Origin of the sequence: Acinetobacter sp. ANC 4470 (genome assembly GCF_002135335.1) — a bacterium.
In the GTDB taxonomy this organism is placed as follows: domain Bacteria; phylum Pseudomonadota; class Gammaproteobacteria; order Pseudomonadales; family Moraxellaceae; genus Acinetobacter.
The window spans coordinates 1-20,998 of the sequence record NZ_NEGC01000006.1 but is presented as its reverse complement, the minus strand read 5'-3'; the positions used below and the strand labels follow the sequence as shown (position 1 = coordinate 20,998).

The 20,998-nt window shown below is 37.9% G+C and carries 21 protein-coding genes; 12 read left to right on the top strand and 9 right to left on the bottom strand.

The genetic code is table 11. The features are described from left to right. Nucleotides 1-10: 10 nt before the first annotated feature. Nucleotides 11-1,471: an inorganic triphosphatase gene (locus tag B9T25_RS09940; RefSeq protein ID WP_086188274.1), complete on the bottom strand. Its 1,461-nt coding sequence runs from the start codon at nt 1,469-1,471 to the stop codon at nt 11-13. 272 nt (nt 1,472-1,743) lie between these two features. Between B9T25_RS09940 and B9T25_RS09935 the strand changes: the two genes are divergently transcribed. From B9T25_RS09935 to B9T25_RS09900, 8 genes are all read left to right on the top strand, one after another. Next, nucleotides 1,744-2,127 carry a DUF962 domain-containing protein gene (locus B9T25_RS09935; protein ID WP_086188273.1) on the top strand — a complete coding sequence of 128 codons (384 nt, stop codon included), beginning with the start codon at nt 1,744-1,746 and terminating at the stop codon, nt 2,125-2,127. Between the two features lie 626 nt (nt 2,128-2,753). Next, on the top strand, nt 2,754-3,374 hold the full coding sequence (gene thiE / locus B9T25_RS09930) for a thiamine phosphate synthase (RefSeq protein ID WP_086188272.1): 621 nt from the start codon (nt 2,754-2,756) through the stop codon (nt 3,372-3,374). Nucleotides 3,375-3,416: 42 nt separating this feature from the next. Continuing rightward, nucleotides 3,417-4,715: a glutamate-1-semialdehyde 2,1-aminomutase gene (gene hemL, locus B9T25_RS09925; RefSeq protein ID WP_086188271.1), complete on the top strand. Its 1,299-nt coding sequence runs from the start codon at nt 3,417-3,419 to the stop codon at nt 4,713-4,715. A gap of 87 nt (nt 4,716-4,802) precedes the next feature. Beyond that, complete coding sequence (locus B9T25_RS09920) at nt 4,803-5,222, top strand: GlcG/HbpS family heme-binding protein (protein WP_086188270.1); 420 nt, start codon at nt 4,803-4,805, stop codon at nt 5,220-5,222. 253 nt (nt 5,223-5,475) lie between these two features. Then, a complete protein-coding gene (locus B9T25_RS09915; RefSeq protein WP_086188269.1) occupies nt 5,476-6,120 on the top strand; it encodes an RluA family pseudouridine synthase in 645 nt (214 codons plus the stop codon). A gap of 143 nt (nt 6,121-6,263) precedes the next feature. Continuing rightward, a complete protein-coding gene (gene rapA / locus B9T25_RS09910) occupies nt 6,264-9,101 on the top strand; it encodes an RNA polymerase-associated protein RapA (RefSeq protein WP_086188268.1) in 2,838 nt (945 codons plus the stop codon). Nucleotides 9,102-9,239: 138 nt separating this feature from the next. Beyond that, nucleotides 9,240-9,506 carry a PAAR domain-containing protein gene (locus B9T25_RS09905; RefSeq protein ID WP_086188267.1) on the top strand — a complete coding sequence of 89 codons (267 nt, stop codon included), beginning with the start codon at nt 9,240-9,242 and terminating at the stop codon, nt 9,504-9,506. Nucleotides 9,507-9,663: 157 nt separating this feature from the next. After that, a complete protein-coding gene (locus B9T25_RS09900) occupies nt 9,664-10,470 on the top strand; it encodes an alpha/beta fold hydrolase (protein ID WP_086188460.1) in 807 nt (268 codons plus the stop codon). A 66-nt stretch (nt 10,471-10,536) separates the two neighbouring features. Here B9T25_RS09900 and fabR read toward each other — a convergent pair whose 3' ends face one another. Beyond that, on the bottom strand, nt 10,537-11,232 hold the full coding sequence (gene fabR / locus B9T25_RS09895) for an HTH-type transcriptional repressor FabR (RefSeq protein WP_228146876.1): 696 nt from the start codon (nt 11,230-11,232) through the stop codon (nt 10,537-10,539). A gap of 140 nt (nt 11,233-11,372) precedes the next feature. On the opposite strand from fabR, the gene B9T25_RS09890 reads away from it, so the two are divergent. Both B9T25_RS09890 and B9T25_RS09885 read left to right on the top strand, forming a co-directional pair. Further along, the gene (locus tag B9T25_RS09890) at nt 11,373-12,440 is read left to right on the top strand and encodes a flavin reductase family protein (RefSeq protein ID WP_086188266.1); all 1,068 of its coding nucleotides are present in this window, start codon (nt 11,373-11,375) and stop codon (nt 12,438-12,440) included. 14 nt (nt 12,441-12,454) lie between these two features. Further along, nucleotides 12,455-13,549, top strand: coding sequence for a fatty acid desaturase family protein (locus tag B9T25_RS09885; RefSeq protein ID WP_086188265.1), 1,095 nt, complete (start codon nt 12,455-12,457; stop codon nt 13,547-13,549). Nucleotides 13,550-13,592: 43 nt separating this feature from the next. Here B9T25_RS09885 and B9T25_RS09880 read toward each other — a convergent pair whose 3' ends face one another. From B9T25_RS09880 to B9T25_RS09870, 3 genes are all read right to left on the bottom strand, one after another. Continuing rightward, the gene (locus tag B9T25_RS09880; RefSeq protein ID WP_228146875.1) at nt 13,593-13,799 is read right to left on the bottom strand and encodes a hypothetical protein; all 207 of its coding nucleotides are present in this window, start codon (nt 13,797-13,799) and stop codon (nt 13,593-13,595) included. A 188-nt stretch (nt 13,800-13,987) separates the two neighbouring features. Next, nucleotides 13,988-14,638 carry an HAD-IB family hydrolase gene (locus tag B9T25_RS09875; protein WP_086188264.1) on the bottom strand — a complete coding sequence of 217 codons (651 nt, stop codon included), beginning with the start codon at nt 14,636-14,638 and terminating at the stop codon, nt 13,988-13,990. Beyond that, the gene (locus B9T25_RS09870; RefSeq protein ID WP_086188263.1) at nt 14,605-15,813 is read right to left on the bottom strand and encodes a DUF1615 family protein; all 1,209 of its coding nucleotides are present in this window, start codon (nt 15,811-15,813) and stop codon (nt 14,605-14,607) included. The genes B9T25_RS09875 and B9T25_RS09870 overlap by 34 nt, the downstream gene beginning before the upstream one ends. 82 nt (nt 15,814-15,895) lie before the next feature. Between B9T25_RS09870 and dusB the strand changes: the two genes are divergently transcribed. Further along, nucleotides 15,896-16,921: a tRNA dihydrouridine synthase DusB gene (gene dusB, locus B9T25_RS09860; RefSeq protein WP_086188261.1), complete on the top strand. Its 1,026-nt coding sequence runs from the start codon at nt 15,896-15,898 to the stop codon at nt 16,919-16,921. A gap of 381 nt (nt 16,922-17,302) precedes the next feature. Here the strand turns inward: dusB and B9T25_RS09855 are convergent, their stop codons facing one another. After that, complete coding sequence (locus B9T25_RS09855) at nt 17,303-18,346, bottom strand: NAD(P)H-dependent flavin oxidoreductase (protein WP_086188260.1); 1,044 nt, start codon at nt 18,344-18,346, stop codon at nt 17,303-17,305. 241 nt (nt 18,347-18,587) lie between these two features. On the opposite strand from B9T25_RS09855, the gene B9T25_RS09850 reads away from it, so the two are divergent. Next, on the top strand, nt 18,588-19,109 hold the full coding sequence (locus tag B9T25_RS09850; RefSeq protein WP_086188259.1) for a hypothetical protein: 522 nt from the start codon (nt 18,588-18,590) through the stop codon (nt 19,107-19,109). 238 nt (nt 19,110-19,347) lie between these two features. On the opposite strand, the gene B9T25_RS09845 is transcribed toward B9T25_RS09850, so the two are convergent. The 3 genes from B9T25_RS09845 to B9T25_RS09835 form a co-directional block, all read right to left on the bottom strand. Next, nucleotides 19,348-20,040, bottom strand: coding sequence for a VIT1/CCC1 transporter family protein (locus tag B9T25_RS09845; RefSeq protein ID WP_086188258.1), 693 nt, complete (start codon nt 20,038-20,040; stop codon nt 19,348-19,350). Nucleotides 20,041-20,157: 117 nt separating this feature from the next. Continuing rightward, nucleotides 20,158-20,499 (bottom strand): hypothetical protein, encoded by a 342-nt coding sequence (locus B9T25_RS09840; protein WP_086188257.1) that lies wholly within the window; start codon nt 20,497-20,499, stop codon nt 20,158-20,160. A gap of 201 nt (nt 20,500-20,700) precedes the next feature. Then, on the bottom strand, nt 20,701-20,998 hold a 298-nt coding region (locus B9T25_RS09835), incomplete at its 5' end, for an FAD-dependent oxidoreductase (RefSeq protein ID WP_171262758.1).

The following is a 20,998-nucleotide window of genomic DNA, read 5'->3' as shown; positions in this document are numbered from 1 at the left end:
TTTTGATCGCTTACTTAATGAATTTTCGACTGACGAGAAATTGTTCGGTAGCTTCAAGTAAATGCTGCGCATAAACCTCTTGTTTCGCGGTGAGCCAACCCAAAACAAACCAGTCACTGGCTTCAAGTTCAGTTTGTTGAATATAAGCTGCGGAAGAAGCCAAAATTTGATATTCACTGGCGGCGAGTTGAGCATCATTTAACGCTTTGCTGTATTTTTGCAAATTTTTAACATCATAAATCGAGGTTAAAATAGGGAAGCTAAATTTTAACTCATGAATTTTAGTGGATAATTTATCTAGACTTTCAAAGTCAGCAATATCGGCACTGGCTAAACTGTCTTGTAATTGCTTATATTGATTTTGCAATGTATTTTGAGCAAACCATTTTAAATCATGGGCTTGATGCTTTTCATCGTGCTCTAAACTGAACATCAAAAGTTCCAAATAATGATGTACGTTTCGCGTTGAGCGAACTAAATTGGACAATTTTTCTTTGGCATACAAAATGTCTTTAGTGAGATTGGATGCGGTGTTGGGGTTCTGTAAGAAAGCTCCCAATGTTGTTTGCATATGTTCCAAATGCTGTAAATGATCAAACTGCTGTTTAAATGCACCAAGTTGCATAGCCCATTTATCTGAAACAGCTTCATTCCAATCTTTAAACAAAGATAACGTTAAATTCAAATGGTCTAAGGCAATTTGGGCTTGTTGCACATGTTCTTTTTCCGACACGATAGCTGAAATAGCCGCAATATTCGGCAGTAAATGTTGTAATTGTTGTGCAATCAGCAGTCGTAAGTTTTTATTGGCAGGGTCTTTTTTACTTAAAGTAAATTCTTTTGCTGATTGTGCTGGACTGACTTTCTGATGGGTTGCTAAAAGATTGCCTATTTCAGCTTTACTGCGAACATCGAGCCAAAGTTGGTATTTTTTCACCCATTCAAAACTAAAGGCTAGGAGTGATTGGATTGAACCTACTTTAAGCTCAAATTCAACTTCATGTACTTCACGCTGCTCAGTATTAGTGCGTACTTCACCGATATCTAAACTGACCTCAATGTCAGTTTCTTCAAATTGAAGCACGCGAAAAGTGCGCTGAATGTCCGTCTCAAATTGTAATTTAAGTTGCGCTTGTGAGTTACCTAATGCATGGCTGAGGATTTGCTGTGCTTCAGCATCGTTATTATAAAGAGTTAAATCAAGCTCTGGTGCTTGTTCAAGTTCACCAAGGTCATAATTGTGCTCAAAGCGGTGTAAATGGCTTTTGCCAGCAGCCTTTAAGGTTTGAATCCAACGCGTACCTTCTAGTCGTTGTCTTAAGGCAACGCCATGTTGTGATAGCAAGCGATCTTCAGTGTCATAATATTTTGCTTTCAGTTGAATGGTTTCTGATTTTTTAGGATCTAATGCTTTGAGTAAAGCATTACGTCGTGCTTCCGGAATTTGAAATTTTAATTCAACTTCGACCATGATCTTTCATCCTAATTTTTTGACGCTATGTTAGATATAAAAAGCGTCATCTTTACGGTACAAATGCGTTATGAAAAATGATTCTTAATAGCGCTTGAATTGTATTCTTTATTTTAAGCTTTCAATTGTAGCGAAAATGATTTTTCATGTAAGACTTGACGAAGCGATTCTTTAGTCATTGCATTTGAAATGAACAAAAAGTTATCACTAGTAATACTTTTGTTTGTATAAGAAATACGCTAACGTAAAGAAAAATAATCAGGATGATAAAAATGAATGCACCGGTAGAACCCAAGTTTGAATTTAATCCACAACCAGAATTTCAGCTGCCTATTCAAAATTATCATGAATTTTATCGATTTTATTTAACCGAACATCGAAATATCATGAGTCGCCGTTTACACGTATTTGGAAGTAGTGTTGGTGTATATTTTTTGAGTAAAGCGATTCGTCAAAGAAAGCCAAAATATTTTATTTATGGTCTATTGTCGGGCTATGCTTGTGCATGGGTAGGACATTTCGTTTTTGAGAAAAATAAACCTGCTAGTTTTAAACAACCGATCTATAGTTTTATTTCGGATTGGCGTATGTTTTCCGATGTGTTACGAGGAAATTTAAGTTTAAAAGATCGCTCATTGGATAAAATTTCAAGCTAATGAGAGAGTGAAATCATTATCTAGCCATGCATAATAATGATATGAAAATACAAATAGTACTTTGATCAAAAATTTAAACCGGTTAGGGCTTGCAAAAATAGAATGAATATTCTATTAATGGTTATATATTGAGTTGTTGATCTTTTAGATTAAACAAAAATGTAATTTTAAAGCTTTCCAAGCCTAGAGCGACCTTTCTCTGGGCTTTTTTTATGGATGAGTTTATATAGGAAATTTACAGCGTTTGATCGTTGGAAAATATATTTTTATTGGGTTAATAGATTGAATTGAAATAGGTTCTAGCTAAAATAGTTGACTCTCTAATTCTTTATTCGCTACCCCAAGCGCGTTTTACAAGAAAGAATTAGAAAGTCAATCCGTTGTTTTAAGTTACTATTTTTTGTTTATAGTTGTTCTGTAGTTGTATTAAATCGTTTGATTTGTATTTGATCTATCCCTGAAAATAGGTATTTTTCGCTGAATGATAGAAAATGTGAGATTAATTACAACTCTCTAAGTTTTTAATCAGTATATCGTTAGCAATCAATGGGTATTTGCCTGAAATGCACTGAATCTGGTTAATCTTATGCATATAATAGGGCAGTTTTAATTTTGGCAGTTTTTTTATGCGCGGTTTATATCTTATTACCAATGATGATCCTTTAAACATTCTCCTTGAAAAATTGGAAGTCGCATTGGCAACATATCAAGTTGCTATTTTGCAATATCGTCGTAAAAAAGTAGCGCAAGTCGATCAAGCAAATGAAGTACAACAAATTAAAAAAATATGTGAAAAATATACAGTGCCATTTGTGATTAATGATGATCTTGCGCTTGCAGAACAATTTGGTTTAGGTGTGCATTTGGGGCAGTCGGATGGTGAAATTGTCGATGCTGCAGCACGATTGCCGAAAGGTGCGATTATTGGTCGGACTTGCTTAAACTCAATTGAACTGGCTCAAAAAGCCATTGCCGACGGTGCAACATATGTGGCATTTGGGGCAATTTACGCCACAGAAACAAAACCTGAAGCAGGTCATATTGGCTTAGCAACTTTAAAACAAGCCTCTGAAGCGTTTGACTTACCGATATGTGCCATTGGTGGATTGACGGTTGAAAACTCTGATGCTGTCATCGCGGCAGGTGCAGACTTATGTGCAGTCATTAGTGATATATTGGGACAATCAGTTGAAGATATTCCTGCACGTGTCGCAGCTTGGGCACATCTTTTTGCAGAAACTGCATAATTTTTTTGATTTTGATCGTTTTAATTTAAGTTGAGTAGATTGATGAGCTTATCTCCAAAGCAAGAACAATTGTTTAAACAAGCCAGTAAACATATCCCAGGTGGTGTAAATTCACCGGTACGTGCTTTTAATGGGGTGGGTGGTACGCCTGTATTTATCGAAAAAGCCAAAGGCGCGTATTTATACGATGTTGATGGTAAGCGTTATGTCGATTACGTCGGTTCATGGGGACCGATGATTTTAGGGCATGCACATCCTGCGATCATTAAAGCAGTTCAAGATGCTGCTGTGGACGGTTTAAGTTTTGGTGCGCCAACGGTTCATGAAACCACTTTAGCAGATATTATTTGTGAAATTATGCCGTCGATTGAATTGGTGCGTATGACCAATTCAGGGACTGAAGCAACCATGACTGCCATTCGCCTCGCACGTGGTTATACCGGTCGTGACAAGATTGTAAAATTTGAAGGTTGTTACCACGGTCACTCAGACTCACTTTTGGTCAAAGCGGGTTCAGGTATGTTAACCAGTGGTGAAGGTGAAGCGACTTCTGCTGGTGTTCCTGCTGATTTTGCTAAGCATACGCTCACACTTCCATACAATGACATTGCGACACTTAAAGAATGTTTTGCTAAATTTGGTCATGAAATTGCGGGGGTGATTGTTGAACCTGTAGCAGGCAACATGAATTTGGTGAAACCGATTGATGGCTTCTTACAAGCGATTCGTGATGTCTGTGATGAGCATGGTTCTGTGTTTATTATTGATGAAGTGATGACGGGTTTCCGTGTTGGTCTAGGTGGTGCTCAGGCACATTATGGCGTAACACCTGACCTGACGACTTTAGGTAAAATTATTGGTGCAGGCTTACCTGTCGGTGCATTCGGTGGTAAACGTGCAGTCATGGAATGCATTGCACCACTGGGTAAAGTTTATCAAGCGGGGACATTGTCAGGTAATCCATTGGCGATGCGTGCTGGTATTGAAATGTTTAAACATTTACGTGCCGAAGGTTTCTATGAAAACTTAACAGCGCAATTAGCAAAACTACTGGCTGGTTTACAAGTTGCTGCGGATGAAGCAGGCATACCATTTAAGACTCAACAAGTGGGTGGAATGTTTGGTTTGTATTTTACTGATCAGACAGACATCACTAGTTTTGATTCCATGTTGAAATGTGATGTTAATGCGTTCCGTAAATTCTTCCATGGTATGTTGAAACGTGGGGTAAATCTTGCACCATCAGCATTTGAAGCAGGTTTTATCTCAAGTGCACATTCTGATGAAGATATTGAATTTACTCTTCAAGCAGCACGTGAAACTTTTGCTGAAATGAAGTGAAAATAAAGTTAAGTTCGTTAAAATGAGCCTGTAGTTTTTAAAAGCTAAGGGCTTTTTTGTTTTCATATTATTTATAAGGAGATAGGTGTGAAAACTAAACATTATTTAACATTGGTTGATGCAGAGTTGTTATTAAATCAAGCCCATCAATATGCAATCGCACATGCATTTAATGTCAGTATTGCGATTGTTGACGAAACAGGCACTTTATTAGCCATGAAGCGTATGGATGGTGCATCGCCAATGACAGCAAACTTGTGTTTAGAAAAAGCCAAATGTTCAGCGATAAGCCGTCGTCCATCAAAATTGTTTGAAGATATTATTAAAAATGGTCAGATGGGTTTTTTGACTATGGATAGTTTTTCTGGAATGTTGGAAGGCGGAGAACCAATTTTGTATGAAGGGCACTTGGTTGGAGCTGTTGGTGTGTCTGGAGTGAAATCATTTCAAGATGCAGAAATTGCACAACATACTATTCAGGCTTTTTTGGCGAATATGCCTGAGTAATGGATATATTGAGCATGGACACGATGAGGGTGTAGATATCAATTGTAAAGATTTCTTGATTGTTTCTCTTATGAGGAGGTATTCAGATTTTTACAATTGAATTGAGCAGGGAGTTTTTATTTTTCAGCCAATTGAAATAATTTTGAGTCAAAATCGGAAAAACCGTCGTCAATTCTAGCATTGAGCATTGTAATTCTGTGCCAAGCTTTCTATTATTGCTGCCTTGTTTTCGCGATCAGCTTGGAATTGAACATTGAGTAATTTTCTAACCGAACACCTGATACATCGTGATGAAGATTTTATGGTGATCCATAAGCCTGCGGGTGTACTCACCGTTCCCGGCAAAACTGAAGATTTACAAGATTGCGTGATCAACCGATTATTAAAAATAGAACCTAAAACCTTATTGATTCACCGTTTAGATCGTGATACCTCGGGTATCTTGGTTTTTGGTTTGACCAAATGGGGACAAAAAACCATTTCCCGTCAGTTCCAAGAACGTCAAACATCAAAAACATATCAAGCCGTCGTTGCTGGTCATTTGGTTGGTGAAGGTACTGTTGATGTGCCCGTGATTTACGACCCTGAACATCCGCCATTACATATTGCCGATCTGAATCATAACAAGCCTGCCTTAACGCATTGGCAAGTTATTGAAAATTTTGAAATTCAAGGGCAGGCGGTCACGCGTGTCAAACTGACTCCAATTACTGGTCGTTCACATCAACTTCGTGTACATATGCAGTATCTGGGTCATCCTATCGTGGGTGACACTTTATACGCGACACTGGAACAGCAACAGTTGATTCCTCGTCTGTGCTTACATGCTGAACACTTGGGTTTTTACCATCCTCAAACAGAGGAACTTGTGGAGTTTTATTACCCTGTTCCTTTTTAAGATGAAAACTTTTTAATCGTCATCAAATTTGCTCACTTTTTAGTGGGCTTTATGTCAAAATATATTGCTTAAAGACCTATTTTTTTGCTCAAATACTAATCAGGATTTGAGCTTAAAATTAGTGTCCTCATTTTTAGATAAAGGTGGAAAAATTGCATCAGTTTGCTATTGGTCAGCGTTGGTTATCAGATACAGAAACAGAGCTTGGTTTAGGGGTTCTTATTGATGTAGATGAACGATCGGTTAGCATCTTATTCCCGAAAAGTGATGAGACGCGTGTGTACGCACGTAATAATGCACCTTTATCGCGTATTGTTTTTAACATTAAAGATGAATTACAAGATCAAGAAGGCACCAAGTGGCTGGTTGAGTCTTTTGAAGATCGTCATGGTGTGGTTCGTTATAACGTGATTCGTACTTTAGAAGATGGTACTGAAGAACGTAAATCATTAAATGAAACCCGTGTGGGCGCTCATATTCAGCTGTCTAAACCACTTGATCGTTTGCTTGCCAGTCAAATTGATTATAAAGAGTGGTATGACCTTCGTATTGAAGCTTTGCTTATGCAAGCCAATATGAAAGCAAGTCCATTACGTGGCATGGTCGGTGCGCGTGTCGGTCTAATTCCACATCAACTTTATATTGCCCATGAAGTCGGGCAGCGTTTTGCACCCCGTGTTTTACTTGCCGATGAAGTAGGTTTAGGTAAAACCATTGAAGCGGGCTTGATTATTCATCAGCAGCTTAAAACAGGTCGCTCAGAACGTATCCTGATTTTAGTGCCAGATTCACTGCAATATCAGTGGATGATTGAAATGCGCCGTCGTTTTAATCTACAGTTCTCTTTGTTTGATTTAACCCGTACAGCATCGATTAAAGAACATGATCCTGATTTAAATCCATTTTTGACTGAGCAATGCATTATTGCCAGTGTAGATTTAATGGTCGATCACGATGACTTACGTGAACAGGCACTAGAAGCTGGTTTTGACCTGCTTGTGGTCGATGAAGCACATCATTTGATGTGGAGTGAAGAAGAAGGTGGTAATGACCGTTACGACCTTGTTGAAGAACTTGCTGAAAAAACCCCGGGTGTTTTATTGCTCACAGCAACACCTGAACAATTAGGTGTAGAAAGCCATTTTGCACGGTTACGTTTACTTGATCCACAGCGTTTTAGCTCACTTGAGCGTTTCTTGGATGAAGAAGCACAATATCATCACACTGCAAAAATTGCAGAAGTGTTGATGTCAGATATGCCTTTAGAACAAGGTCATTTATCTGCTATTGAAGGCTTGCTTGGTCATAGTATTCAGGATGAACCAGAACAACGCTTCCGTGCTATTCACGAATTATTAGACCGTCATGGTACAGGTCGTATTTTATTCCGTAATACGCGTGAAGCAATTCAGGGTTTCCCTGGTCGTGACTGTCAACCTGCTGCGTTACCTACACCAGCACACTGGTCTAAAGATGGTAAGCTACGTGAACAAATGTGGCCTGAAGAAGCACAGCTTGATGGTGCTTGGATGGAACATGATCCACGTGTTATGTGGTTGATGGAAATGCTCCGCACTGGGCTGAAACACAAAAAAGTATTGCTTATTGCTCGTACTGGACCTGTGGTTGAAGCTTTAGAAAATGTACTGCGCTTACATGCCGGTATTCGTACAGCCATGTTCCATGAAGGCATGAGCTTACTTGAGCGTGACCAAGCTGCTGCTTATTTCGCTGAAGATTCTTACGGTGCACAAATTTTACTGTGTTCTGAAATTGGTTCTGAAGGACGTAACTTCCAGTTTGCTTCTGACCTGATTTTGTTTGACTTACCTGCAAATCCAGACATTTTAGAACAACGTATTGGCCGTTTAGACCGTATTGGTCAAGAAAACCGTATTCAAATTCATGTACCATATTTAGTCGGTACAGCGCAAGAGCGTATGTTCCGTTGGTACAACGAAGGTTTAAATATTTTCAGCAATATTTCACCGACTGCGCAAACGCTGCAAGAAAACTTTATTCTTAAATTAAAAGATTGTTTATTGACTGATTTGGGTCAACAGTTTGAAGATTTACTAGAGGAAGTCTGTGTTCAGCGCGAAGCTTTAGAAATTGAATTGCAAGAAGGTCGTGACCGTTTGCTGGAATACAACTCTTGCCGTCCGATTGTGGCACAAGAAATTGTGAAAGCGCTCGAAGATTATGATGACAACACCACGTTGCCAATGTTTATGAAGCGCTTCATGGCATCGACCAATATTGACTTTGATGAACAAAGTAATGGTACTGTGATCATTAAACCAACCGACCAAATGCAGGTTCAAGGTTTAACGCTCGATGAAGAAGGCATGACAGCCACTTTCTACCGTGACCAAGCACAAACTCGTGAAGATGCAGAGTATCTAACCCTAGAGCATCCATTCACGGAAAGCGTGATGGAAATGATCAATACACAAGGTTTTGGTAGTACCAACGTTTCTGTGTTGAAATCTGCCGCATTACCGCAAGGTTCTGTGTTGTTAGAAGTGTGGTTTAAGGTTGATGTGGTTGCACCGAAAGCCTTGAACTTACCTTCAAGCTTACCGCAACAACTTATTCGTGTTCTGTTGAGTGAAAAAGGTCAGGATTTATCGAATAAGATTGCACCCGATATTTTGAAGCCTTATTTACATCACTTGGACAGTAATAGCTGCCGTCAAGTGGTGAAAGCGCGTCGTGATGTGATTGAACAGCGTTATGTACAAGCTTTAGATATCGCCAAAGCCGCGTTGCCAAGCTTTAAACAACAAGCCAAAGAAGTGTATGGCAATAAATGGCAATATGAAATTGACCGTTTAACTTACCTTAAGCAATTTAATCCAAGTATTCGTGAAGATGAAATTGCACGTTTACAGAAATTACAAAAAGAAGGTATTAGTTTGCTTGATGGCTTGTCTGTCACACCTGAAGCAATTCAAGTGCTTGTGGTGGTTAAACCTTAAGGTTTGAATGCAAGAAAAAGCACCTTCGGGTGCTTTTTTTATAGTCTTATATTTTGCATCAAACATAGGCGTATCTAGAGTTTAGAATTCAGCTTATGTTAAAATAGTACATAAATTTTAAAACATATAAGAAAAATTATGGCTAAATCTTTAGTGACCATGGGGTCTTCAACGACGCATGGCGGCATTGTATTTGAATGTGAGAACACATTTATTATCAATGGTGTTGCAGTACATTTGCATGGCATGAAACATTATTGTCCTAAATGCCAAGTTGTGGTGTCTGCCATTGCCGCAGATCAGTCAACACTGGTAAGAAGGCGAGGAATTGTACTTGCTGGAGATAAAACTACCTGTGGTGCAACTTTTCTAGCCAATCAAGCTTTGGTTATTTCACAAAAATAATCATTTTATAAGCATAATGTATTGAGAGAAAAATTGACTTTGAAGTCAGCCTATTTATGATTTATTGATTTAATCTGCGCATACTTTTACGTAAGCTAGTAATTAGGTGAATCACTTTATTAAAAAAGAGCACAGCTGAATGGCTGATGAATTATTTATGAAAACAGAAATTCATTTTACTCATGCCAATGGAATTCCTGCGCAAAGTTATCAAAAATTCTTTACTTATTTTCAGGATGAATTTGATTTAAAGTCTATCCCCATGATTGGAATGAATCCACAATACCTGATTACTCATGATTGGCGTTATTTGGTCAATCAAATTATTGATGATGTTGAACAACTATTTCAGGGCAGAAAGGTGGTTGGTCTTGGGCATTCCTTTGGTTCATTATTAACATTAATGAGCGCTTATAAACGTCCTGATCTATTTTCACAATTGGTGATTATGGATCCGCCTTTTGTGATTGGTTCTAAATCTGCCATGTTTGAGGTTGCACAAAAATTAAAACTAAAAGCCATTGATCAATTTACACCAGCAGGAATTACCTTGAAACGCACAGATCATTGGAAAGATCATGCGCATGCATATACCTCAATGCGGCATAATCAATTATTTCGACATTTTGATGAAACCTGTTTTCAAGATTTTCTAAACCATGGCTTACAAGAAGATACTGAGCGTGGGGGTTTAACTTTAGCTGTACCCAAAGTCATTGAAGCTGAAATTTTTCGAACCGTGCCGGCATGGTGGTGGCGTACGCCAAGAAAAGCACCTGTTGTACCTGTACATTTAATCAGTGCAAACAAGAGTCCATTTTACAAGCAAGGTTTTCCACAAGGCATACAAAAGACTTATCAGATTAATTATAGTTTGATGCAAGGCGGGCATATGTTTCCACTCGAACAGCCTGAAAAGACCGCAGAATTGGTTAAACAGATCATTGCTCAGCAAAAACAGTAATGAAAAATTATGCTGAGGGAGTAGGGAAGATACTCAATAAATGACAACTCCTGAAGCATAAAGTCATTAGTTTATTTTGGCCTCATCCAAATGACGTGCACCTTCTAAAATCATACGAATCATGATCATGGTTTGCTCTGCCATTTCTTTACGCTCATTGATTGGGATATCGATGAGTTTAGCGCCCATATTAAACACCAATTGAGTAATTGCTTTTGCCACCAAGTCAGGGTGGCAGAGTTTACTGTTGTTTAAGCGTTCTAGCAGAATCAAATCATCTTTAAGTTCTTGTTGAAAATAATTTAACTGGCGTTCAACGGCTAATTTATATGAGGTTGAACCCGTATAGGCTTCGCGAAGTAATAAGCTTAAATTGCCTTCATCTGCATCCAATTGTTCAATAAAAACTTCAACAGAACTGCGAATAATACTGTTTTGTTTAGAGGCTTTTAAGCGAGCTTCAAGTAAAATTTGGCGTAATACATTGCCTGAACGATCAATCAATTCAATTGCAAGTTCATCTATATCTTTGAAATGTCGATAAAAACTGTTTGGCGCAATGCCAGCCTCTCGGGCAACTTCACGCAGGCTTAGGGATGAAATACTTTTTTGCGGACCAATTAAATTGAGTGCAGCTTGAAACAGTTCTTCTTTAGTAATGGTTGCTTTTCGACCGACTGTGCGGACAACAACTGGCTCATGCGTAAAATTTTGTGCATCAATTATTGCAGTAACATTTTTTTTAATTGAAGACTGGTTCATATTTTTCAAGAGATTAGAGACACTCAGGCATTATAGCTGTTGCTTGGTCACATGGGAAACGAATAGAAACAATACGAGTATATATACAAATATATATACACGTGTATAATAATACAAATTCAATCGCGTGGTATTTGACTATGCATGTTTTAGAAAAAACGAAATCTCCCTTTGGTTCACTTGCTGAAAGTGTTATTGATCAGCATGCAGCTAATTTTTGGTTGCAAAAACTTAACTCGCTTTGGTCTCTCAATCAAGCATTGGGAAAAATTGTGCAAAAAGAAAATTCTGCTCAAAATATAGTGAGTTTAACCATTCAGTTCAATCGTCATTTCGATGTAGGGCAAGCTGGGCAGCATCATCCAATCTTTGTGAGTGTCAATGGTACTCGCTATGAACGTAGCTACAGTTTGATGCAATTAGATGCACAACATGTTTTATTAACTGTTAAAAAAGTCGATCAGGGTAAAGTCAGTTCTTGGTTAGTTGACCAATCGAAAGTAGGCGATGTGCTTGAATTCGGTCAGCCTTATGGCGATATGCTGTTACCTGTACAGGCTCAAGCGATGGTATTGCTGGCTGCGGGTAGTGGTATTACGCCAATGTTCAGTTTACTCAAAGCATTATCAAAGACCAATCGAATGGCTCAAGCACCGATAAAATTATTGTATTGGGTCAGAGAATATACCGATGTTGCTTTTAAAGCACATTTTGAGAAGCTTGCTAGACATTATCCTAATTTCACATTTCAAGTTTTTTATACTCAGGAAAATTGTGCAGGTGAGCGTTTAAATGTAACGCATACCGCACTAATTTCAAATATCGAAAATAGCGTGGTCTATGCTTGTGGTCCATCTGGATTTGTGACTCAAGCCGAACAACTATTTGTACATGCTCAAAGTTTTAAAAGTGAAGCTTTTAGTATGACACCGTTAGAGAGTTCTGATATTGGCTTTGTAAATGTGACTTTGTTGAAATCTAAAAAAGTCATTGCCATTCCAAAAGGTCAGTCCATTTTAACCAGTTTAGAACAGCAAAATATCAAACCCACCCATGGTTGTCGTATGGGTATTTGTAATAAATGTGTCTGCAATAAAGTTGAAGGTTCAACCAAAAATATGGTGAATGGCAGTCAAAATGCAGAACCTGGTAATGTATTGAAAATATGTATCAATTCAGCTCAGTCTGATCTTGTAATTGATTTATAAGTGAGTCAAATATTATGAATATGCCCGTTAAAATGCAATATTTTAAAAATCCTAAAAATGGCGAGCTTACTCAATCTCAATTAGATGCTTTAGCACGTGAGCTGGATGAAATTAAACAAGAAGTTTTGGACGATATTGGTGAAAAAGATGCTCAATATATTCGCCGTGTTTATTCAACCGTACGTTATTCATCAATCGCGGGTCGTGCCTGTTTATTTGCAGGTTGGTTTCCGCCAGCATGGCTTTTAGGTACGGCTTTACTTGGTTTTTCTAAAATCATGGAAAACATGGAGTTGGGTCATAATGTTATGCATGGTCAATATGACTGGATGAATGATCCAAAATTTCATGGTCCAACTTATGAGTGGGATATTGTGGGTACAGCGGATAATTGGCGTCAAACCCATAACTATAAACATCATACCTATACCAACATTAAAGGTATGGATGACGACATTGGTTATGGATTATTACGTCTTTTCCCTGAACAGCGTTGGAAACCTGGCTTTCTTTTACAACCTATTTATGCCATTCCATTTTGTTTGCTATTCCAATGGGGGGTTGCAATTCAAAACCTTGAAATTGGTAAAGTGTGGTTTGGTCGTAAAACGAAACAGGAACTGAAAGAAGAGTGGAAACCCTTACAGACTAAAATAACCAAGCAATTGTTTAAAGATTATGTGTTTTTTCCCTTAATTGCAGGTCCAGCGGCTTTGCCTGTTTTAGCGGGTAACTTAGTTGCGAATGGTATGCGTAATATTTGGACATTTAGCATTATTTTTTGTGGTCACTTTACCAAAGACGTTGAAGTGTTCCCAAAAACAGTACTGGAAAATGAAAGTCGCGGTCATTGGTATATGCGTCAGATTCGTGGTTCATCGAACTTAACGGGCTCAGAAGCATTTCATATTTTGACGGGGCATTTAAGTCATCAAATTGAACATCATTTATATCCTGATATTCCAGCGCGTCGCTATCGTAAAATGGCTCCGAAGGTACAGGCTGTATGTGAAAAATATGGATTGAACTACAATAATGCCAGCCTATTGAAACAGTATGGTAGTGTACTTAAACGGATTGTAAAATTTGCATTTCCATTTAAGAAATAAATAAAATATTGAACTAAGAAACCACTTTAAATGAAGTGGTTTCTTAATGGTGAATATGTGCCTGAAGTGTTTTAACCAGATGTGCGTAATTGCCTTTTTTTGCTTTATCCAATACGTGTGTAATGTCTTGTTGATTCCAATTTTGATTTTTAGCCTGACGGAAAAACAAGGATAGCAATACAAATGGATTTTCACCAAAATGAATAGATAGATCTTTTACGCGCTTTGGAGGATTAAATAAATTCATCATACATTTACCTTTAATTATTATTTGTTATGCGCTAAATCTGTTATTTGTGTGAATAATATCACAGCATTTTTTTAATTGAATGATATTTTTTATCAATAAAACATTAGTTTAATTTGAATTTCTGTTTAATTTTTATAGTTTGATTCATTGTTTAGATTAAAGAGTGAAATCTATTGAATATTTTGAGGTTAAATTGCAATTTGAATACGGTTCGGTAAAAGCGGAAGCGTTTTATTGACACCGATCATATAAGCATGATCTGCAAGAGCAAGCATTTCTTTATCTTCATGGCTATTGCCATAGGCATAAACCACTGTGTAATCCTCTAAAGGGTAATTGTCTAAAATACGTTGTCTTTTTTGTTCTGAACTACAATCTGCTGTTGTATATTGTCCCGTATATAGATTATTTACTTGTTCAGTCTGGGTACAAATTAAATCAATATTTAATAAGCGACAGATAGGTTCGAGATAGATATCTACCGATGCTGAAACCAGCACAACATCATGACCTAAAGCTTGATGCTGCTTAAGTTGTTTAAGTAAGGATGGGTTTAGTTGAGACATTAAGCTTGTCGCATATTCTAGAGCAAGTTGTTGTAACTCTGGAGCATCCGCATGGGTAAACATTGCACGAAACAATTTAGAACGCATGGCATATGCAGGGTAGACATTTAAATAATAAGCTTGGATCCACGGTAGGATCTTAATGCCTTGTTTAACGATATGCCGTTTAGATAGCGCATAAAATATAAACCCAGTGAAACTATCCTTTGCACACAGGGTTCCATCAAAATCGAAGAGCGCTAAATTTTTATTCTTTTTGCTCGTTGCATACATGATTGATATCTTCCATTTACGCGTGTTGCAAACCAGTTGGTATTATAGTCACGGCTAAGTTTAGGGCCAGAAATGACAACTTCAGGCATGATAGCATAAAACGGTTCTTTACCCGTTTTCTCTTGATAGAGCTTGCTTATAGCACGATAGGTCGCTGTATTTTCAAAATTTTTCTCTTTTTCTTTTTTTAAGTCAGTACGGATTTGTCGTGGTGTGACCAAGATGTTATTGGCTGTGAAAACACTGATGAGTTCACGTTCAGATTGACTGCTGACAGAGCGAATTGAACCCTCTTTGTTGTAAAGCAAGAGGTCTCCATCTAAGTCTAATTCAGCGACTGTGAGATCATTGAGCATACTTTGGAATGCTGCATTACGACTTGAATACATACCAGAGTTATAGTCTGCAAAACGATAAATCGCTTTATCATACTCTGCTGAGTACATCATTAAACGATGAATACCATAATATAAACCGCCATATTGACTATATAAGTCAGTCCGTAGTTCGGCAATATTGCCACCTTGGCGTTTATGTTCTTTAGCGTACCCAATATGAACTTGCATTGAACCTAATGTGGTAATTGGATTTAACTTTTCACCAATGTCTTGCCCAACTAATTTTGCTGCACCTGTTAATGCACTGACATGATAATGCTTGGACATATAAGCAAAAATTTCGCGATATAATTCATCCAGTTCACGTTCAGTTTTTACCCGACGCATTTGACTTAAATAGTTATCTTCAGGGCTCGGTTGATTTTTTAAAACTTCTTGAAAATAACCGGCAACTGTTCCACCTAAGCCATCGCCTAATTTATCTTTAAATTTTTCATCTAAACGGTCTTGAACTTCTTTAACTGCTTTTTCACCTAAACCGGGAACTTGTGGATCAGCTACAAAGTTAGATTCTTGATCTACGACGGCTACAATACTACAAATATTTTTTTTGGTTTGAGGGATGCCAAGCTGATCGGTGATACTAAAAATATCTTTAGCCCACGAACTACGATTGTTCACACGTGGTGGAATAAGAGGGGTGATTTGGTCTGATTCTAGGGTTGGTTCATTATTTTTTGACCACCAAGAACTATCTCCACATGCAGCTAAGCTAAGTGATAAAACAAGTACACTCAAAGATTTAAGTTGAGATGGGATAAAAATATTTTTCTTCATAGGGGTGAAAACATATTCCAAGAGGATGAGCCAATACAGCAGATGCAGTATACTATGTTGGTCGAAAAAGTGATGAATTTATATGTATATTGGTCCGTATCAACTGTCAAACAATTTGATTGTCGCTCCGATGGCAGGGGTTACAGACCGTCCATTTCGGACGTTGTGTAAATATTTTGGTGCTGGGCATGCAGTCAGTGAAATGATGACATCAGACCAGACCTTACGCATGAGTAAAAAAAGTTTATATCGTGCTAATTTTGATGGTGAGCTTGCTCCGATATCGGCACAGATTGCAGGTTCAGATCCGTTTGAGCTTGCTGAGGCAGCACGTTTCCAAGTGGCAAATGGCGCGCAAATTGTTGATATCAACATGGGCTGTCCTGCTAAAAAAGTATGTAGTAAATTGGCTGGTTCAGCCTTGTTAAAAGATGAAGATCTAGTTGCCCGTATTTTAGATACAGTTGTTGCTGCGGTTGATGTTCCAGTGACCTTAAAAACTCGATTGGGTTATTTAAATGGCCATGAAAACATTATGCGTGTTGCAAAACGTGCAGAAGAAGCAGGTATAGCTGCATTGGCATTACATGGTCGTACTCGTGAGGACATGTATTTAAATACGGCACGTTATCGTTTGATCAAAGAAGTCAAACAAATGTTGAGTATTCCTGTGATTGCCAATGGTGATATCGACAGTCCTGAAAAAGCAAAATATGTGCTCGATTACACAGGCGCTGATGCCATTATGATTGGGCGGGCTGCACAGGGTCGTCCGTGGATTTTTCGTGAAATTTCTCACTATTTAGCAACAGGTCAACATTTAGCTGCACCAAATATTCAAGAAGTTAAAGATGTACTTTTAGGGCACTTATCTGAACTCTATGAGTTCTACGGTGAATACTCGGGTTGCCGTATTTCACGTAAACATATTGCTTGGTATACCAAAGGTTTACGTTCAAGTAATGAATTTCGTCAAAATATGTATAAAGTCGAAAGTACCGCAGATCAGTACAAAGTAGTTGAAGCTTATTTTGATGATCTTTTGGCGCAAGGCGAAATCATGAGTGATGTTCAAGTTGAACAGATCAATTTACTTGAAACAAAATAAAGCGTATCGAATAAAACCCTCTCAATTGAGATAATGCTGATCAGTTAAGGGGTTTTACAATTAACTCCTTAGCTTTTTGGTTACTCACAACGGATTTTTATTGTCTTAAATCAAATGCTTGGAGCTCATTTGTTCCTTGCGAAACAATGTTTCTCATATGTCAAAAGAACCAAAAGCATTTGTCATCCGCAAAACTCGTCAAATCCCTTTTATTGATTAATTCATCGCAGAAACCTTACTTTTTCAAAGTAGTTTTGCCTCGAACAGTTGCGGATGATGTTTCCGCGTATCGAATAACATTATGAATTTAAAATAAAAAAGCCAGTCAATTTCTTAACTGACTGGCATTACTCAATTGAGAGGCTTTTTATAACTTATGTTTTAAGTCTCACTCATTTCCAGAACCAGTTGATTGACTAAATCAGCAGCTTCTATCTCACGAATTTGAGCGACATTGGTTCCTGCCCAAAATGCAGCAAAACCATAATCCCCTTGTGCAGACGCCGCAGTATTAAGTTGTTTACCCAAGTCATAGCAATAAGGATAGGTAGCGACATCAGGTCGTTCAGGTCGATCAATTTGGGTATGCCAATGATTAATTAAACCTCGTGCAGGACGACCTGAAATACTTGCGGTAATTTGAGTAATAGGGGTATTAAATAGCGCTTTTCGATAAGCAGCATTGGCACTTGAACTTTTACATTGTACAAAAGCAGTCCCCAGTTGAACCGCTTCTGCACCTAACTGTATGAGTCGCTGAGCTTGATGTCCATTCATAATGCCACCAGCCGCAATAACAGGTAAGCGGCAATACTGTTTTAGTAATTGAACTAAGTCAGAGGTTTGTACTGCACTGTCAAAGGTTTGATTAAAAATGCCTCGATGCCCGCCAGCTTCAATACCTTGAGCGATAATAATATCAATACCAGCAGCTTCAATTTCAAGCGCTTCAGCTAGATTCGTTGCTGAAACCATGGTCACAATGCCAGCTTGTTTTAATGCTTGAATTTGATGTGGGTATGGAATGCCGAAGTGGAAACTGACCGCTTTAGGTTTAGTTTCTAAAACTAAATTTAAATAATCATCATGATCTAAAAAACTAGGATAGATACACTTTAATTCGGTTGGGGGAACTGCATTATATTTTTCAAATTGAGGTGTTAAATATTCAATCCACTGCTTTGCAACATTATGGTCTAGAGCTGAGCTTTGGTGGCAAAAGAAATTGACTTGAAAGGGTTGTTGAGTCAGCGCTTGAGTCTCTACAATCTGTTGGCGTGCTGCAGCAACAGAACTTGCACCCAAGCCAAGTGAACCTAAACCACCTTGATTAGAGACTTCTGCCGCCAATTGAGGTGTAGAAACACCAGCCATTGGGGCAAGGAAAATAGGATGTTTAATATCAAGTTGTTCTAATAAAGTCATATTTAGCTCCTACGAGTACAAAGTACTTTGCCCAAGCCCTAAAAATTAAGCAAATAATATTCGTTATTTCTTTACGAAATAAACTGATTGTTTTTTGATTTTCTTGAATAAAGAAACTTGAAATAACATTTCATATGGAATTGTATAAGTTTAATCAACCTATTCGATGAAATGAAAAATCAATTTAGCTGGATATTTCAGGCATAATACTGCGCTGTATTTAGTGATTATTGGACGATTTATGCTGAAGCCGTTAATTTTAGCGACTTTGATTTCAACTTTAGTGCTTTCAGCTTGTTCATCATCTAAGCAAAATTCGACACAGATTGATCCTAAAAAGTATCAAGTTCAGGATGTTGCAAGCTTGCAACAGCGCTTTGATGTTTTAAACCAACAGTTAACTGCCAATTATCAGACTTTTAAGCAGATGCATAATATTGCCTTTTCAGATCAGTCTGTATTTGATAGTCATCAGCTTAAGACTTTGAACTTACATGCAGTCAGTCGAACGTCTTTAAAGCCTGTTAAAACAGCCTATTGTGCAATGATGAATGGTTATTTTACTGAAATGTATCATTTGGGATATCAAAATCTGAGTTTGATAGGACAACTTCAATTACCTTATGCACAGAATGAAGATTTAGCAAAAAGTTTTGCAAATGCAGATCAATTTTATGATTTTATTTTAAATCGTTATACATCGTACCGTCAGGCACAAGAAATTATGGGCTTTGGCTGTAATTTAAAAGAAGCTTTAAATTAGATTTAAGGTGATAAGTCAAAAAAGTTCCTTATTTTAAGGGGCGTTCTATCACTGAAAATGTCTGCTAAACAGCCTGTTTGTTTTTAGGTTGTGGGTGTTTACTTGGGAAGAAGATCGGATAAGCTTTTCCTTTGATATTTTACTGTTGCTACCGATAAAGGAAAAGATGAGCTATAGGGTATGTGTAAGTGAGAACAAGGGTTCTTTATATGAGTAAAAATAAATAAATTTACATGGGCTAGATGTTAAACATTGAACCAATCCATGCAGAAAAAATCATCGCAATAACTCCCCAAACAGTGACTCTTAAACTTCCTTTAAGCATAGATGTACCTGCAAAATAACTAGATAAAGCACCTAGTCCAGCTAAGGATAAAACCCCGACAATCATGACGACTGTTGGAACATATTGATCTGGACTAATCAAAATAGAAACCATAGGAAACAAAGCGCCTAGCGAAAAGGCCAAAGCAGAAGATCCCGCTGCCTGTAATGGATTGGCTGAAGTGTTTTCATGAATACCAATTTCATCACGTGCATGAGCATCTAAAGCATTTTTAGCTGTTAACTGAATGGCAACTTCTTGTGCAAGGTCAGGGGAAAGACCTCGTAGAATATAGATCTGTGTTAATTCTTTGAGTTCTAAATGTGGGTTCTTTTCTAGTTCATTTGCTTCAAATTTTAAATCTGCTTGTTCAATATCCACTTGAGATTTTACTGAAATATATTCACCCGCTGCCATTGAACTTGCACCCGAGATAAGACCTGCAATACAGGTAATGAGTAAAGTATGGCTTGATGCTCCACTTGCAGCCATCCCTATTATTAGACTGGTGACAGAAATGATCCCATCATTAGCACCGAGTACTGCGGCACGAAGCCATCCTGTTCGGTGGATAAAATGTTTTTCACTATGCTGGGAATATGACATATAAACATGCCCTTAGAGGGTTTTAACACTTTAAACATATAAGGAATGAAACGTAAAAAGCAAGGTTGATCAAAATAAAAAAAGCTCCAAATTAGGAGCTTTTTTCAAAACGGATGATTACTGAGCTTTCTGTTTTACGTCGGCAGCACCTTGCTCAACTGCACCTGCTGTTGCCGCTGTGGCATCTTTAGCTGCCTCTTTAGCATCATGCGCTGCATTTTCGGCATGTACCGCAGCATTGTCTGCTGCTTGAGCAGTGGCATCCGCTGCATTATCTACAGCAGTAGCAGTTGCATTAGCCGCATTTTCAGTTGCATTTTTAATATCTTCACTTGCCTGAGTCGCAGCATTCTCAAGATGTTCACCAGTTGTTGCACCCGTTTCAGGCGCTTTTTCTTTATTACAGCCAACTAAAGCAACGGTAGCAGCAAGACCTAAAGCAACAAGTAATTTATTCATTGTCATATTTCCTTTTAATTGTTTTATCCACATAAATGGGATATGTGCGAATATAATCGAAAACAGCCTAAATAAAGATCAAAAAATTGTTAATAAAATGTAATCTTTGATAAAAAATCTGATTGAAAAAAGAGGCTTATATCTACAAATAGATAGAAGCCTCTGTATCATCATTCAATAGAAGTGGTTTAATTTATTCGATTACATCCCCGAACGGATGATGTAATCAAAAGCTGAGAGTGATGCTTTCGCGCCTTCACCAGTAGCAATGATGATTTGTTTATATGGCACTGTGGTACAGTCACCTGCTGCAAATACACCTTTCACATTGGTTTCATTACGATCATTAATCACAATCTCACCACGGTTGGAAAGTTCAACATTGGATGCTTTTAAGAAATCCGTATTCGGTAACAAACCAATTTGTACAAAGATTCCAGCAAGCTCAATGCTATGTTCGACATCCGTTGCACGATCTTTGTATTTAAGTGCAGTCACT